This is a genomic window from Hymenobacter lapidiphilus (assembly GCF_003417065.2).
GTDB lineage: Bacteria > Bacteroidota > Bacteroidia > Cytophagales > Hymenobacteraceae > Hymenobacter.
This window is the reverse complement of sequence record NZ_QVLT01000025.1, coordinates 1-15,169: the sequence shown is the minus strand read 5'-3', so window position 1 is coordinate 15,169 and position 15,169 is coordinate 1. Positions and strand designations below refer to the sequence as shown.

General features: G+C 57.1%; 13 protein-coding genes and 1 pseudogene. 7 read left to right on the top strand and 7 right to left on the bottom strand.

Annotation, left to right across the window (positions count from 1 at the left end; translation table 11 throughout):
• Window positions 1-49 precede the first annotated feature (49 nt).
• The 4 genes from D0N36_RS13910 to D0N36_RS13895 all read right to left on the bottom strand — a co-directional run bounded on the left by D0N36_RS13910 (window position 50) and on the right by D0N36_RS13895 (window position 4,648).
• Window positions 50-691, bottom strand: coding sequence for a nucleoside/nucleotide kinase family protein (locus D0N36_RS13910; protein ID WP_116942399.1), 642 nt, complete (start codon window positions 689-691; stop codon window positions 50-52).
• Window positions 692-741: 50 nt separating this feature from the next.
• Window positions 742-1,575: a cupin domain-containing protein gene (locus tag D0N36_RS13905; protein ID WP_116942398.1), complete on the bottom strand. Its 834-nt coding sequence runs from the start codon at window positions 1,573-1,575 to the stop codon at window positions 742-744.
• A 319-nt stretch (window positions 1,576-1,894) separates the two neighbouring features.
• Window positions 1,895-2,938, bottom strand: coding sequence for a hypothetical protein (locus D0N36_RS13900; protein ID WP_116942397.1), 1,044 nt, complete (start codon window positions 2,936-2,938; stop codon window positions 1,895-1,897).
• Between the two features lie 30 nt (window positions 2,939-2,968).
• A complete protein-coding gene (locus D0N36_RS13895) occupies window positions 2,969-4,648 on the bottom strand; it encodes an AAA family ATPase (protein ID WP_116942396.1) in 1,680 nt (559 codons plus the stop codon).
• Between the two features lie 388 nt (window positions 4,649-5,036).
• On the opposite strand from D0N36_RS13895, the gene D0N36_RS13890 reads away from it, so the two are divergent.
• The 6 genes from D0N36_RS13890 (at window position 5,037) to D0N36_RS13865 (ending at window position 11,816) form a co-directional block, all read left to right on the top strand.
• Window positions 5,037-6,404: an agmatine deiminase family protein gene (locus tag D0N36_RS13890; protein ID WP_116942395.1), complete on the top strand. Its 1,368-nt coding sequence runs from the start codon at window positions 5,037-5,039 to the stop codon at window positions 6,402-6,404.
• Window positions 6,405-6,429: 25 nt separating this feature from the next.
• Window positions 6,430-7,350: a hypothetical protein gene (locus tag D0N36_RS13885; RefSeq protein ID WP_147320899.1), complete on the top strand. Its 921-nt coding sequence runs from the start codon at window positions 6,430-6,432 to the stop codon at window positions 7,348-7,350.
• Between the two features lie 77 nt (window positions 7,351-7,427).
• A complete protein-coding gene (locus D0N36_RS13880; RefSeq protein WP_116942454.1) occupies window positions 7,428-8,906 on the top strand; it encodes a type I restriction-modification system subunit M in 1,479 nt (492 codons plus the stop codon).
• A 26-nt stretch (window positions 8,907-8,932) separates the two neighbouring features.
• Complete coding sequence (locus tag D0N36_RS13875) at window positions 8,933-10,111, top strand: restriction endonuclease subunit S (RefSeq protein WP_190242679.1); 1,179 nt, start codon at window positions 8,933-8,935, stop codon at window positions 10,109-10,111.
• Between the two features lie 30 nt (window positions 10,112-10,141).
• Window positions 10,142-11,449: a hypothetical protein gene (locus D0N36_RS13870; protein WP_116942392.1), complete on the top strand. Its 1,308-nt coding sequence runs from the start codon at window positions 10,142-10,144 to the stop codon at window positions 11,447-11,449.
• 4 nt (window positions 11,450-11,453) lie between these two features.
• Window positions 11,454-11,816: a hypothetical protein gene (locus D0N36_RS13865; protein ID WP_116942391.1), complete on the top strand. Its 363-nt coding sequence runs from the start codon at window positions 11,454-11,456 to the stop codon at window positions 11,814-11,816.
• A 108-nt stretch (window positions 11,817-11,924) separates the two neighbouring features.
• Here D0N36_RS13865 and D0N36_RS13860 read toward each other — a convergent pair whose 3' ends face one another.
• Both D0N36_RS13860 and D0N36_RS13855 read right to left on the bottom strand, forming a co-directional pair.
• On the bottom strand, window positions 11,925-12,380 hold the full coding sequence (locus tag D0N36_RS13860; RefSeq protein WP_147320898.1) for a hypothetical protein: 456 nt from the start codon (window positions 12,378-12,380) through the stop codon (window positions 11,925-11,927).
• A gap of 25 nt (window positions 12,381-12,405) precedes the next feature.
• A complete protein-coding gene (locus D0N36_RS13855) occupies window positions 12,406-12,963 on the bottom strand; it encodes a Panacea domain-containing protein (RefSeq protein ID WP_116942389.1) in 558 nt (185 codons plus the stop codon).
• 246 nt (window positions 12,964-13,209) lie between these two features.
• On the opposite strand from D0N36_RS13855, the gene D0N36_RS13850 reads away from it, so the two are divergent.
• The gene (locus D0N36_RS13850; protein ID WP_116942388.1) at window positions 13,210-15,057 is read left to right on the top strand and encodes a DEAD/DEAH box helicase; all 1,848 of its coding nucleotides are present in this window, start codon (window positions 13,210-13,212) and stop codon (window positions 15,055-15,057) included.
• Here D0N36_RS13850 and D0N36_RS19700 read toward each other — a convergent pair.
• Window positions 15,046-15,169 (bottom strand): annotated as a pseudogene (locus D0N36_RS19700) (IS481 family transposase); the annotation flags it as partial. The gene D0N36_RS13850 and the pseudogene D0N36_RS19700 overlap by 12 nt on opposite strands.

The following is a 15,169-nucleotide window of genomic DNA, read 5'->3' as shown; positions in this document are numbered from 1 at the left end:
GCCGGCCCGGTGGCCGGCAGAGGGGGCAAGGGGCAGACAGGAGTCAGCTCTAGGCTGGTGCGCCAGCGAAAGCCCCGGGGGCCAAGCGAGTCATTAGCGCCTGCCAGTCGTGGAAGACGGCTGCGGGCTCCTGGCCGGCATCGAGCACGTGCCACTGAGTGTGGCGCAGGCGGGGGATGCCGAAGCGCCGGATTTGCTCGTAGGCCTCGCGGGCCTGCCGGAGCCGGGGCAGCGTTTCGTCGCATTGCCCGTAGGTGCGCTGGCGGGCCTGGGCGCGCTCCCAAGCCTGTCCGGGGTCGAGGTCGAGCAGGATAATGTGGTCGGGGGCGGGCAGGTGGGCTTCGAGCGTATTGACCCGGCTTACGCACTGGTGCGGGTCGGCCCACTTGTGCCAGCGGGTCGCGTAGCTGGTCACGATGCTGCGGTCGCCGAGCACCAGCGGGCGCTGCCACTGGCCGGCTTCGGTGGCGTAGCGCGAGCGGTCGGCGTACAGGCGTTCATTCCAGGCATCGAGCCGCCGCAGGCAGGGCGCCCAAGCTGACATTCGCTCGGTCCAGCTGCGCTCCAATGGAGCTGAGCTGGTGGGAGCCACCAGGTCGAAGGAAACCTGGCGGGTGGTGAGCAGCTGGCGGGCGCGGCCGAGCAAGGTGGATTTTCCGCAGCCTTTCAGGCCTTCGAGGCAGATATACATAACGCAAGCAGTAAAGAGGAAACTGAGTGAAGCAGCGGGATTAGCCGGGTTTAAGCAGCCAGGGCCGGCTGGCAGGTGGTGCGCAGCAGCGCCCGGAGCTCGTGCTGAATCTCGGCGCGGGAGAAGGGGACGTTCTGCTTGTCCTGCTCGGGGATGGAGTGCTCGGCGTAGAGCTTGCAGTGGTCCAAAACGGGAGTGGCCGTGAGCATCAGGGTGATGGTTTCGCCCTGGCCCGGGTCGGTTACCTGGTGCAGGGTGCTAGCCGGCATGTAGTACAGGTCGCCGGCCTGCAACTGGTGGGTGGCCCGCTGGCGCAGCCGCACCTGGCCGTTTTCGCGCACCCCGTAGTGGCCATTGCCCTGGGCTGGGGTGTAGGTGCAGTCGAGGCGGGTCTCGGGGCCGGTGGGGTCTTCTTCCCACACTACGGTCTGGAAGCGACCGGCCAGCAGGCAGGAAGCGAAGTTCCAGCGGTGGTCGTGGATATTTTCGTGGTGCCGCTCGCTGTTGGCTTCCCACAGGTGCAGGCGCAGCTTGAATGCCGCGTTCTGCAGCAGTACCAGCTTACGGAAGCCATTGTGGTGGTAGTAGGAGCGGTCCTGCACACCGGTTAGGGCCGGCTCGCTGGCCAGCAGCTGGGCCAGCAGCAGCCGCAGGGTGTCGGGCTGGCATAGCTCGCCAATGATGCTGGCCAATACTGGGCACGAACCCCGACCTTGGCCGGTGGTAGCCAGCAGCTCGGTAACGGTGGCCTCCAGCGCTTCGATGCCCTGGCTCAGAGCAGCCCGCACCCGCTGCTGGAGCCCGGCCTGCAGGTCAGCACCAGTGCAGAGTTGCAGGGTTTCGGCGGACGAAGTGGCAGCGGCGGCGGAGTAGGCGAGGTGCATGGGGCAGCGAATTGGCCGCAGCTACGTTGCCGGCGGTATTAACTCTATTTGCGAAGTCTGTGCCACTGCGCTAAAACCCCTTTAATAGGTTTTAAAGGGGTTTTATGAATTATGTGTATGTCATATTGTGCTAGCATCTATATCATTTTATGATATTAATTAAAGCATCGTAAAGTTATAGGCAGGCTGCCGTGCGTTGCCGACGCCAGATTCCATGCAAAACGCCGGCCCGGCTGGTGACGAACGGTATCGTTCATCACCAGCCAGGCGGCGTCCAATAGGCCGGGGAAGGACGGCTGCCCGTTTTGCCCCAGTAAGATTAGTTCACGAGCTGCAGCAGACGGTTATTGCAGTTGCCGTAGAGCAGATTAGTGGCCATTAGCCCGCCAAGTTGCTCGTTATGCAGGCGCAGGGCGGCGGCTGACTGCAACTCCAGCACCATACTGCGCCAGGGGACGTCGCTGTAAGGAGTGCGGGCGTCCCGGAAAGCCCCTTGCACCCGGATATCGTTGTGCGCCTTTACCCGGCCCTGCTCATCGAAGCAGACAAAGCCCCGGTCGCTGCTGCCGAAGTGGTAATTGCTTACCCAAGCGCGGCGGTGGAATCGCCGGTCCTGACCCCCATGGGTGAGCAGGCCCAGCAACAGCGGGTAAGGGCGGTTAAGGTGGGTGCGAATCTGGTCGAACAAATCGGCCAGCACAGCGGGGCTTAGTACGTTGCGGGGGTTGGTCGTAACCAGCAGCAGATGAAACTCAACGTCGAGCCTTGGGGGTAGCAGGCCGTCGAGCAGACTCAGCAAGTTTTTACGGCCCTCGTGCAGGTTGGTGAATAGGTAGTTGTCAACAAGCAGCAGCGAGTTCATGGGCAGCCGGCCCATTGGTGCCAGCAAGGCCGGCCAACCCTGGCGGGCCGATGTTGCCGGGATATCGGTCGGGGAGGAGCCGGTAGGCGAAGACTCAGTGAACGAGTCCTGGTGGGCCATCTGGCGGTAATAGTGGTGAGTGAGAGTGTGCGAAGGGGCCGGGTCGCGCAGCGAAAGCACGCAGGCCCCATACCGGGTCGACAGGTCGGCGCAGACGGCCGGACTCTCGTCGAGAATGAACAGGCCCCCTGCCGTGCAGGCCATGAATTCTTCGGGCAGGCACTCGTAGAAATTGGTTTCGCCAGCTAGCTGGTACACGCCCCGCTTGCAAAGGGTGCGCAGGTACTGGTTTTGGAGTATTTCCAGTTCCAGGTCTTCCTCGGGCAAGTTGAGCACTACGTCGTGGTAGTCGCGCAGGATATGGTAGAGGTCGGCGTGCGTGACGGGGTCGTCAAATATTTCTTCGAGTGCTTCGAGAGTACAGTAAGCTTTGCGAGCCATAATGAATAGCGAAAGAGTAACGATTTAAACTCAGGAGAGGCGGTCTGCAGCTTGGCGGGCTGCTTTTTTCTGGAGGCGGTAGAGTTCCATGGCATGCTCATCGGCCTCGTCGAAAAACCCTTCACCGAAGGCTTCGCTTAACTTGCCATCGGGCAAAATCGTGATGCGGCGGGCCACGGCTACCAACTTTTCTGGCTCGTCCGAAGTAGGCTCCAGACGCTGGTCCATGTAGTAGATGACGGCTCCGGGGAGCGGGGGTAGCCCATCGTTCACGGGGCGGGTGGCCACCAGCAGTTGGAGCTTGCGGACCACATACTCGGAGTGGGTTTCTACCAGCAGCCGGATGTGGTAGCGCTGGGTTACCTCTTCGAACAGCACGGCCAGCAATGATTGCAGACGCGGGTGCAGGTTAGCTTCGGGCTCCTCAATTAGTAAAAGCACGGGTGGCGAGTCAGTGGACTTGACGGCTTTGCGGCGCTCTTCCTGTTGTTGTACCACGGAAGCAATCTGCAGCAGAATGGTTAAAATCTGACCGGCTCCAAAACCTAAATCGGCCAAGTTGATGGGGTTACCGCGGCGGCTGGTGGGGTTAATGGTAATTTTGAAGGCCATGCCTTCCACTGGCGTTACATTAACTGAGTCGCCGACATTAAAGCGTGGCAGCCAATGGCGTAGGAATTGGTCGGCCTCGCTACCCGGGCGGATGCCGCGGTGCATGAAGGCTTCCACAATGGCCATGATTTCACTGCTGCCCTGGTGGCTGAAGTATAGCCGCGACTGGTAGGTGCGGTTGGGCCCGAGGTGCACTAAAGGGAAGCGTAGCGCAAGCTGCAGACCCTGGTAGAAACGGACCAGCGTGTGGCGCTCCTGCTCGGCCCGATACTTGAAAAACTGCACCGGGCGGGTAGCGTCGTCATCGAGGTAGCTGAGTAGGCCCGCCTGAATGAGCCGGGGCAGACTTGCCGAGCCGGGCTCCAACTCGTCGGGGGTAACGTTGGCGCTGTAGGTAATGCCCTTGTCGCGGGTCCGGCTGCTTTCAGCCGATGCCTTGAGCTCGTCAATCTGAGCCAGCAGCTTACCACGGCGGCCGTTAAGCTGCTCGAATGCTGAAGCCACAGCCAGGAATTTCAGCATTTCGGGCGACTTCTCGAACTGGGCTGTTTTGCTCTCAATTTCTTTGTCGAGGTTGTCTAGCTTTTCGCGCACTTTATTGGCTTCCGCCAAATACCCTAAGCTCTGTGCGGCTAGATAAGCGTCTTCCTTGATAAGAAAGTCAATCAACGCCTGCCGTACGGAAAGTTTGTAGGTGGTGTGCTCAGTCCCAATTAAGCGCAGCTCCAAGTACTCATTGAGAGCGGGCGCTACGACCCGAAAGCGCAGCAGTCGGGCCATGACGGGCTCTTGGTGGCGGCCGAACTCATACTCAAGCCGGATGCCTCCTACCGTATAGCTCAGGCTCACCGTATCGGCGGCCGTCTCCCAGTTTTTTAGGTTGTTGAATTGGCTGATTTTGTGGCGTCGGGCCCGGGGGCCGTCAAGACGTAGTACCGTCTGGTCATCTTGCTCCAGGTAGTCGGCCAGTAGTAGCAGCGACTTGATGAGCGAGGACTTGCCAGCGTTGTTACGGCCGGTAAGAATGGTAATGGGAGAAAGCTCGAAGTTCGCTGGGGACGCGAAGACCCGGAAATTATCAACGGCAAGCTGTTGCATAACGAAATAACCAGCTGAATAGCGGGCCGATAAGAGAGGCCCAATTTCAAATGTAGTACTTACCCCTCAGGATTGCACTACCTCCCGGTGGTTTATAGTTGGGGGCCGACCAGCGGAAGAATTTGGGGGACAAAGCGATGGAGAGCGGCAGCCTGCAGTATCATGGCCGGGAAACAAATTAGCTGTTGAAACTGCCGGAGTTCCTGTATCTATGTGGTCTGGTGGTTGCTCCCAGGTTATGGCTGTGAAGAAGATACTTCTGTGCTACCCGTTCTGCAGTTTGCTTCATCCTCTGGCGCCGTTCGCCCCTTGAGGCATAGAATGTAACGGGAAGTTGGAAGCCTGCTTTTGTGCTGTTAATCTATTTGCACTGACCTAGCATCGGGTAATGCTATTGCCGCCCATTTTTTACAGTTTATCCATAATGCCAGAAGAACTATCCAACGAGCAACACGCGATGCAGGAAGCCAAGCGCCTTTCGCCAGCGCTGCAAAATTCCAAGAACGAGCAAATCACCGAGCTGCGCAGCATACTTGACCGTTTAGACACCGTTTTTGTGCAAGAGACGGTGTTAAACATGATTCGCCTACAGCCGACTGAATCCACGGATGCCTGGTACGCGGGTGCAGGGCACAAAAACTTCGTGCTTAACTATCACATCTGGCGCCAGATTCGCGGTCACGGACACGACTTGATAGCAGAATTTAAAACTGCGGCCCAACAGGCTTTTGGCGGTATCGAGGCAGATTTTGCCACTTCCGGCCAAGTGCAGCAGCCCGCTACTGCCGTGCGCACCGACTTTGCCCCCGTGCGGCAACTTTATCTTGTTTACCCGGAGGAAGTAAGCGAGCCAGACCGTAACGGCGAACCAATCAACTACGGCGTATTGACGCGCTTTTACGAGGAGCTACTCGGCTTGATTCCTGTCGATATCGAGGTGGTGCTGCAAGTGAAAACGCGCCAAATAGCCAACCGGCTCCGTAGCGTCGGCCTGCATCCGCGCTTACGTGTAGTGGTCAATAACGAGCTACGGGGTGTCTGGCTGCGCGACTACGCCGGCTTCAATATGGGCACCCACCTGGTGAAGCCCAAGTTTGAGCCCAAGGTTTACTGGGGGGGCATGGCGGTTGCGCGGCAGATAAGCGACAACATGAAAATGCTGCACTCGCTGCTAGACCTCGACCTGGAGTTGCTGGACCTAGTATGGGACGGGGGCAATCTGGTAACCAATGGTCAGTATGCTTTCGTCAGTGAGCAATTGGCCAAGGATAACGCCAAGCACTATTCAAAGCCGGAAATTGAGGCGCTTATCCGCCAGAAGCTAGGCTTGCAGACGGAGTGGGTGAAACTGCCTAAAGCCGATAAACTCGCTCATACGGACGGCTACATCACGTTTATATCGCCAACCACGGCCCTCGTAAGCACTTATCCACCTCACTGGGCCGATTCGGAGGACCAGCAGTGCGTAACTGCCCTGGCCCGCCGCGTGCAGGCCCTGGGGCTGGAAGTAGAGCGTATTATGGAATATCCAGTGGAGGAACAGGCCGGAACCGAAATTGATAGCGCTGTGGGGCTTTACGTGAACCTGCTGCAACTCAACGATACGTGGCTAGTGCCTACCTACGACCTGCCGAGCGACACGGAAACGCTAGCCCAGCTCCAGCGGCTCAACCCCAACGGCAGCATCGTGCCGATTAACTGCACGGAGCTGGCCAAGCTGGGCGGCGTGCTGCACTGCATCAGCTTTTGTAACTAACCTTCTAACTCACTCAAACACTTCTATGACGAATAATTACACCCACTGGAATGAGTGGGATTTGCCTAACGATGAGCAGTTAAAGGCTTTTGTGAAGCTGGTGACGCCGTACATCAAATGGCTTTCCCCAGACATCGTAAAAAGCATTGCCGATTTTAATGAGCAACACCGTACTGTGTGGTCTGCTCAATTAAATTCTGTTGGGGTACCCATGGAATCTTATCTGTGGGAGCGTAGTCCGTGTGTTTTTCCAGGCGTAAGGCGGCATGGCAGTGGTGATAAGCCATCTGCTTTCAAAGATGCAAAGCGCAAGCCAACTGGAGTATCGGCATTAGAGAAAGACCCGCATTGGACTCCAAGCCTGCCGCAACATTTGCGGGAGATGTATAGGCAGAAAGCATCTTTAGCTACCGATGACAATTCTTATCCCTACGAGCTATGGCGCTATGTGGTAAGAGGAGTTAAATCGGGACCTGACCCGCGCAACGTGGGTTTCCATCTGGCGCACTTGTTTCCACATAACGATTACACGCTAAAGCAACTGCGTGATTCCTCAGAGAAAAGCGGTGACCATTGGCTGGGCGGTTGGCCGGAAGTATTACCTGAGTACAGTTTTTCAGGCTTATATACTAGTGCCGCAAACCTGTGCTTCATTCCCGCTGAACTGATGCGGCCAACGGACTTGAATGGACCTTTGCGACGCCTGATGCTTCAAAAAGCGCACTCCCTTTATGGAGATGTATGCAACATGTTCCCTCATGGGCTGCAGGCACTGCTGCACAAGGAAGATGAAAAGCAATGGCATCATACGGAATTCAGCTGGGATGAAAGATTCACTGGTGATATAGGCCGCATGGATGCTTTTAATAGCTATCGAGCCGGAGAGTTTACTAACCTGATTGCCCAAAAACAAATAGTTCTCGCGGGAGAATCAGTGAGTGAATAAGACATCGGCTCATATACCACGCCTTACCTTTAATGTCCGCCTTTTACCGGCGGCATTTCATCACCCCCCCCTTTCTAATGCTAACCGGAGACCTTCGCAATAAGGTGGACCGGGTGTGGGAGGCCTTCTGGACCGGAGGCATTGCCAACCCGCTCACCGTCATCGAACAGATTACCTATCTGCTGTTTATCCGCCGCCTCGACGAGCTGCAGACCGCCCGCGAGAGTCAGGCCCAGTGGACCGGGCAGCCCATCGAGAACCCCATTTTTGGGGCCGACCAGCAGGGGCTGCGCTGGACCAACTTCAAGGAAGCCGACGCCGACACTATGTACCGGGTGATTAGCCAGGACGTGTTTCCGTTTATGAAAGAAGCCGGCGGCACCGAGGGCGTGTTTGCCGAGCAGATGAAGGGCGCCACCTTCATGATACCCACGCCCAACCTGCTGGAGCGGGTGGTGACCATGCTCTCGGCCATCGACATGAGCGACCGGGACACCAAGGGCGACCTATATGAGTACCTGCTGAGCAAGGTGGCTACGGCCGGCACCAACGGGCAGTTCCGCACGCCGCGCCACATCATCCGGATGATGGTGGAGCTGATGCGGCCCACGCCCCAGGATACCATCTGCGACCCTTCGGCCGGCTCGTGCGGCTTTCTGGTGGGAGCCGGCGAGTACCTGCGCGAGCATTTCCCGGAGGTGCTTAATGATGCCGCCGCCGCCGACCACTTCCAGAACAAGGCCTTCAACGGCATCGAGTTCGATGCGACCATGATTCGCATCGGGGCCATGAACCTGCTGCTGCACGGCATTGAGAACCCCGGCCTGCACTACCGCGACGCGCTGAGCGAGGCCAATGCTGGCATCCGGGAGGCGTACACGCTGGTGCTGGCCAACCCACCCTTCAAAGGCTCGCTCGACAAGGAAACCGTGGAGAAGGGCCTGAGCAAGGTCGTGGACACCAAGAAAACCGAGCTGCTCTTCCTGGCTCTGATGCTGCGCATGCTGAAAACCGGTGGCCGCGCCGCCGTGATTGTGCCCGACGGGGTGCTCTTCGGCAGCAGCAAGGCCCACGTAGCGGTGCGCAAAATGCTGATTGACGGGCACCGGCTGGAAGGCGTGGTATCCATGCCCAGCGGGGTGTTTAAACCCTACGCGGGGGTGAGCACGGCGGTGCTCATCTTCACCAAAACCAACTCGGGCGGCACCGACCAGGTGTGGTTCTACGACATGCGCGCCGATGGCTACTCCCTCGACGACAAGCGCACCCCGCTCGATGCGGCCAAGCCCGGCACCAACGACATTCCCGACCTGGTGGCCCGCTGGCACCTGCGCCACGAGGCCGGTGAGCAGCAACGCGCCCGCACCGAGCAGAGCTTCCTGGTGCCCGTGGCCGACATCCGCGCCCAGGGCTACGACCTGAGCATCAACCGCTACAAGGAAACCGTGCACGCCGAGGTGAGCTACGAAACCCCGCAGGCCATCCTGGCCGCCATCCGCACCCTGGACTCGGAGCGCCAGCAGTCGCTCCTGCAACTTGAAGAGTTACTGGGATGAGTGCTCTAAAACCTACTCAGATGAAGGTGCAAAAACTCAGTGCCGTAACGAATAACCTCGATAATAGAAGAAAACCGTTAAACTCAACGCAGCGCGAAGTCATCACGCAAAAAGGACTCTACCCATACATCGGCGCTAATAATATTATGGGCTTGGTTGATGAATACCTTTTTGACGAAGAAATTCTATGTGTAGCTGAGGACGGTGGCAGTTGGGGCAAAGGGGAAAAATGCGCCGTTATCTACAATGAGAAGTGCTGGGTGAATAATCATGCTCACGTACTTACTGCAAAAAGCGGTACCCATCTTAAGTACTTGATGTATTACCTTAATCAAGAAGATTTAACGCAATATGTGACTGGCTCAACACGCGGCAAATTAACTAAAGGCGCGCTAGATAGTATTCCAATCCCCCTCCCGCCCCTAGCCGAGCAAATCCAGATTGCCCAAGTGCTGGATCAGGCTGACCGCCTGCGCCAGCAGGACCGGCAGCTGCTGGCTCACTACGACCAGTTGGTGCAGGCCGTGTTCGTGGATATGTTCGGCGACCCGGTGCGCAATGAGAAGGGGTGGCCGATGGGAACAATAAGGGACATCATTACGGAGGCGAAGTATGGAACGAGCAAACCCGCTGAAGACGCTGGTACTTATCCATACCTACGCATGAATAACCTTACTTATGAGGGCTCGATGGATTTCAAATCACTGAAGTACATCAACCTAGATGAGAAGGAAGAGCCCAAATACTTAGTCCATAAAGGTGACCTTTTATTCAACCGTACAAACAGCAAGGAGCTTGTTGGAAAGACTGCTGTGTATCGAATGGAAAAGGAGATGGCAATTGCTGGCTATCTAATCCGAGTTCGGTCTAATGAACGGAGTAATACCGAGTACATTTCTGCCTTCCTGAACTCGAAATATGGAAAGCTGACCCTACTTAATATGTGTAAAAGCATTGTGGGTATGGCGAACATAAACGCGCAGGAGTTGCAGAATATTTCCATTCCAATTCCACCTGTTGACTTACAAAATCAATTCGCTGAAATTGTAGCTCAAATTGAAGTTCAAAAAGCCACTACGCAGCAGCTTCAGCTTCAGTCCGAAGCCCTGTTCAATAGCCTGCTACAGCAAGCCTTTCGCGGCGAGTTGGGGCAGCCGAAACCGGCCGGCAAGGTGGTAGCAGGGCAGTTGCACTTGGCGCTGTAAATACATTCTCATCCATTATCTCCATTTCTAGTGAACGCCCATCTAAATCTATTCCGGCACTACTCCGCCAGCGAAGACCAGCAAGTGCTCGAAAACAACCTGACGCGTGCCCTGGCCCTGTGCCTGCAACACGACACGCTTTTCCTATACAGCCTGCTGGGCACCATCGTGGGGGAAGAAGAACTGCGCCGCCACCTCGACCTCACCGATAACCAGGAGCGGCTGGAAATAGACGTGCAGCAGTCGGTGCGCGACCTGGGGCCCTACGCCGCCATCTATGCGGTGGCAATCACCGGGGCCAGCCTGAATGCCGCCACTTACGAAACGGTCCGGGCCTGGCGCAACGAGTCGCCCATCACCGACCTCACCATTCGCTATAAGGATGTGCTGGTACTGGTAGAAGTGAAGCGCACCGGCGAAGATTGCCTGGCCCAGCTGAAAGGCCAGGTCGAAGCCTACCAGGAAGCCCAGGGCGAGGACCATGCCGCTACCGTGCAGGCTAAAGCCTTGAGCTGGGCGCAGGTAGTACGCCTGGCTACCAACACCCGCAACCTGCACCAGCTCACCGGCCACGCCAGCCCCTACACCACCGATTTCGTGCAATACATCCAGTATCATTATCCCCACTGGGATGAGGTGCTGCCCTTCCGTTCCATTCCGTTTGAGCGCGCCGGCGCTATCAACGAATCGGCGCTTTACAAGCGCCTGCACTACATTCAGCAGCAGGCCTTCGGCGACAAGCTGAAGTGGTATAACAGCCGGGTAGCTATGCCCATCAATGTAAAATGGGCCAGCGAAGTAATCACGAATTTAAGGCTGCACGATGGCAAGCCCTACATCGTGGCAAGTGTGTGGCCCGCCAACACCAAGCAGCAGGGATGGCCCATCTTCAGCAAGTCGTTGGCCTGGGTCAATACTACCGAACTCACGGTGGATGGCCAAGTCTATGGAGTAGAAGTGGAAGAGTACATAAAATTCTCGCACTTCAACCGCTACCTGTTCGAGATTCCCGTCTACAACGACTTCATGAGCCGGAGCGCTTTCGATAAGTACGCCGGCAAATGGAACCGGGATTCCTGGCCGGAGTTGGAAGCCTTGCTCGACCAGGACACGAAAAAGGAATGGCGCCGCCTAGAGCCCGCCTGGAAAAAGCACTTCGTCGATACAGACCGGAATTATGCGGCCGTGGCCCTGGGCTTTGCTGTTTCGGTTTACCTGCCCTACAGCGAGTTCCAGCAGCTCGATACCAGCACGGAGAACTGGCAGCCCGTCGCCCAAAAACTCGAAGCCGTAACCCGGGCGCTGGTCGAAATGATTGACGGCCCCACCAACGCCTGAACAGATGAACAACACCGTCCGGGAGCACCTGATTGATTTGGCCCACGCCAGCAAAACTATCTCCTACCAGGAGTTGGCTAACGCTTGTGGGCTGGGCCTCGATATGGGCCTGGCCCACCACCGGAATGCCATTGCAGTTATCCTGGGCGACATTGGTACCCATGAGTATCAAGCTGGGCGGCCGGTGCTAAGTGCGGTGGCCGTATTCAAAAACACATTTGAGCATGGCAAAGGCTTTTATGCGTTGTGCGAGCAGCTAGGTATTGGTAATGCGAAAAAGCTGGAGCGTGACATATTTGGCGTTCAGCAAATAACTGCCTGCCATGAGTTCTGGAAGGAGCCACAGCACTATCAGCAGTTTAAGTAACCGGTCAGTCTGCTTCTCTCAGTCCTAAAGTAGCTGGATGATTCCTAACTAATCGACAAAGCAAAGGCTCCGCTTCAGCGGAGCCTTTGCTTTGTAATAGGGACTGACTTACCAAATCCCAAAGCGCTTTTTATCTCGCGGCGAAATCTTAGGGCTCGTCCGGAGGGCCGCCTGTAAAACTGCCAGCTCGGCCGGTTCTAAAATGCCTCGCACAAAGGCTGGCTCGTCGGCCAGCTGCTGCTGAATGGCGGCGGTACTCTTACGTTTTAGCTCCGTGCAATCCGCGTAGCAGTCATAGTCCACCAGGTTGCGGGCATCATGGCGCACCGGCATCTGCAAAGCGGCCAGCACCGGATTACGCTGAATAAAGGCATTGGGCTGCGTATTCAGGTACACTACGCCCATTTCGGCGCCCTCATCAGCAAACCCGATGATGACCCAGAACTTGAATTTTGGCGGCGTGGTATCCGGCACCGGCGAGCGTACCAGCGTCCCGACCACCAAGGCCCGCAGACTATGTGCCGCCCGTTGTTCTTCCGAGAAAAAATCGCCGAGGTTTGCCAAAATGCCGCAGGTGGAAATGGCGCGCTTAGGCCGCGTAGTAGCTGCTATCCATCAGCCCCTCTTCCAGGTACTTCAAGGCTACCTCATCGGCCCCACCAGCTGCTGCAATCTTTAGCGTATCCATAAAGCTGCTCATCGACGCCGCGTCCCAGGCCGTATCGTGCGAAATATCCTTTAGGTCCTGGTAGCTCCTGTTACGGCAAAACTCAATAGCGGCATCCAAACATTCCCGGTCCGTATCGGATAGAAAATCCAGGTCAGGCGTCATTAGGGCTTGCAAGCGGTGCGGTGCTACGGCCCTCAAGTGCTGCCGAACGGTTTGGATATATCCCTCACTTAGGCGATTGTCCTGGTTGCGGCCATCGGCAATTTTCACCATGTTGTAGATTTCGGATGGCACCGGGCCGGCCTCCATCTTCACAAATCCGTCGCCCACAATAGCGCTACCATACGTAGCCAGGCTACGCTGCTCGGCAAAGTATAAAGTCTTAAACGTCTGGTGATACCCAGGCATACCAAGCTGGTCTACCACATACAGCAGTACGTTGAGCGCTTTCTCGTAGTCGAAGGCATCAGTCAGCATGGGTTGGAAAAGCAATGACGTGAATCTTGCTAAATGGGACGCAAAGGTAACGCTAATCGGGTTAGTTAAGTGCGCCGGTTTAGCAAAGTAGTTATTTTACGGTGATTCCCGGCAGTTGTTAAACCTGACTCCGCAAAACTGACGAGCTTTTGCCAGCTCAATTGATACCTTGCGACTAGGCCCTCCGCTGCTCAGCAACTCACCGCCGCATTGCCTGCTACCACTATACCTTGTTACTTACTGATAATGTACCAATCTATCGACCTCGAACAGCTCCGCCGCGACAATCCCCAGGCTATTTCCAAAACTCCCTTCGAGCATCAGAAGGATGCGTTTGTGAAGCTCAGCAAGCTGTTCACGTTTGCCGATAAGGAGCATAAGGCCGGTATTCTGGTGCTGCCTACCGGGGCCGGCAAAACCTTCACGTCGGTGAACTGGATTTGCCGGAACGTGCTACCCAAAGGGGCCAAAGTGCTGTGGCTGGCCCACACCGGCCACCTACTGGAGCAGGCCTACGACACGTTCAAGAGCAACCTGCTGCAAGTGCCGCCGTCGCGCCGCAGCATCAACATGCGCCTGGTATCGAGTGACCCCGAGCACTCCAACGCCTCGCAGATTGACCCCAGCGACGACATCCTTATCATCACCACCCAGACAGCTATATCCAACACCGAGCCGGCGGCGCTGGACGAAACGGGCCGGCCCCGCAAAACTGCTTTCGAGCGGTTCCTGGACCACTCCCGCCAGACGGGGCTGTTTGTGGTGCTCGATGAGGCCCACCACGCGCCCGCCTACGGCTGCCGCAACCTGCTCATCGGGGGCAGCCGCTTCGCCGAGGGTATCCGCCAGAAGGTGCCCGGCTGCTACTTTCTGGGCCTCACGGCTACGCCGAGCTACTCCGATGCCCGCCGCCGGGGCTGGCTCTGGGATATTTTCCAGGACGGTATCATCGACCAGGTAGATAAAGCCGACCTGATAAGCCAGAATATCCTAGCCGTGCCGCACTACGTGCAGAAGAACACGGGTCAGGAAATTGCCGTCGATGACAGCTTGTTTGACCGCTTGGTGCGCCAGCACAAAGACCTGCCCGAAGACCTCATTGAGCGCCTAGCGCGAGACAGTGGCCGCAACGACTACATCGTAGACGACTACCTGGCTAACCGCAAAACCTACGGCAAAACCATCATCTTCGCTGACCGTTGGTTTCAGTGCGTTTACATCAAGGAAAAGCTGATGCAGCGGGCCCAGGAGCAGGGTATTGAGCTGAATGTGGATGCGGTGTACTCACACGTCGACGCCCGCGCTAACACCGTGGCCGAGCGCAACCAGCGCAACACGGCCGAGAATACCCGCATCCTGCACCAGTTCCGTAACAACGAGTTGGATGTGCTGCTGAACGTGCGCATGCTCTCGGAAGGCACCGACGTGCCCAACGTCAACACCGTCTTCATCACCCGCCAGACTACCAGCGCCATCCTTCTCACCCAGATGATTGGCCGGGCCCTACGCGGTAAAGCCGCTGGTGGTGGCCCCGATAAGGAAGTGGCTAACATCGTCTTCTTCGTCGATAACTGGAAGAAGGTCATCAACTTCGCCACGCCCGAAGGCCAGGGCGGCCGCGAGGAAATGGAGCCGCGCACCCGCGGGGCCTATCCCATCGAGTTCATCTCCATTGCGCTGGTCGAGGAGTTGTCGCGGCAGATAGACAGCGGCCGGGTTTTCGCCGACCAGCCCTACCTCGATAGTCTGCCGGTTGGCTGGTACGAAACCGAAGTGCTGGCCACCACGGCCGAAGACACCGAAACCTACCGCGAATTTGTAGTGGTATCGGCGCAGGCGCAGCCCAAGTTCGAACGCTTCCTAGAGCACCTTAAAACCAATTTGCCCCCGCAGTGGGAAGACGACAACCTCGATGAAGCCGTGATGCAGCAGCAAGCCGCGCGGTGGATTGCCGAGTTCTTTGACCCGAGCGACAACACCAGCAACCTGCTCGATGCGGACCTGATTAAGCTGTCGCGCCATTATGCCCAAACCAAGCAGGCCCCGCCGTTCTACTCCTTCACTGAGCGCAACGGCCATGACCTAGATGTATAGTCCCAGCGTGAGGTGGGTCGGGTCCTGGGTAAAGTTAACGGGGTTTTTCTGCCACTCGGCACAGACAAATTCATGTGGCGTGAGGCCGCGCAAGGTCTTAAGCCGTTTGGCG

Excerpts from the sequence above, each read along its gene's own strand:
- D0N36_RS13895 (WP_116942396.1), bottom strand. The coding sequence starts at position 4,648 with ATGCAACAGCTTGCCGTTGATAATTTCCGGGTCTTCGCGTCCCCAGCG.
- D0N36_RS13885 (WP_147320899.1), top strand. The coding sequence starts at position 6,430 with ATGACGAATAATTACACCCACTGGAATGAGTGGGATTTGCCTAACGAT.
- D0N36_RS13855 (WP_116942389.1), bottom strand. The coding sequence starts at position 12,963 with ATGCTGACTGATGCCTTCGACTACGAGAAAGCGCTCAACGTACTGCTG.
- D0N36_RS13850 (WP_116942388.1), top strand. The coding sequence starts at position 13,210 with ATGTACCAATCTATCGACCTCGAACAGCTCCGCCGCGACAATCCCCAG.
- D0N36_RS13890 (WP_116942395.1), top strand. The coding sequence starts at position 5,037 with ATGCTATTGCCGCCCATTTTTTACAGTTTATCCATAATGCCAGAAGAA.
- D0N36_RS13905 (WP_116942398.1), bottom strand. The coding sequence starts at position 1,575 with ATGCACCTCGCCTACTCCGCCGCCGCTGCCACTTCGTCCGCCGAAACC.
- D0N36_RS13900 (WP_116942397.1), bottom strand. The coding sequence starts at position 2,938 with ATGGCTCGCAAAGCTTACTGTACTCTCGAAGCACTCGAAGAAATATTT.
- D0N36_RS13865 (WP_116942391.1), top strand. The coding sequence starts at position 11,454 with ATGAACAACACCGTCCGGGAGCACCTGATTGATTTGGCCCACGCCAGC.
- D0N36_RS13910 (WP_116942399.1), bottom strand. The coding sequence starts at position 691 with ATGTATATCTGCCTCGAAGGCCTGAAAGGCTGCGGAAAATCCACCTTG.
- D0N36_RS13880 (WP_116942454.1), top strand. The coding sequence starts at position 7,428 with ATGCTAACCGGAGACCTTCGCAATAAGGTGGACCGGGTGTGGGAGGCC.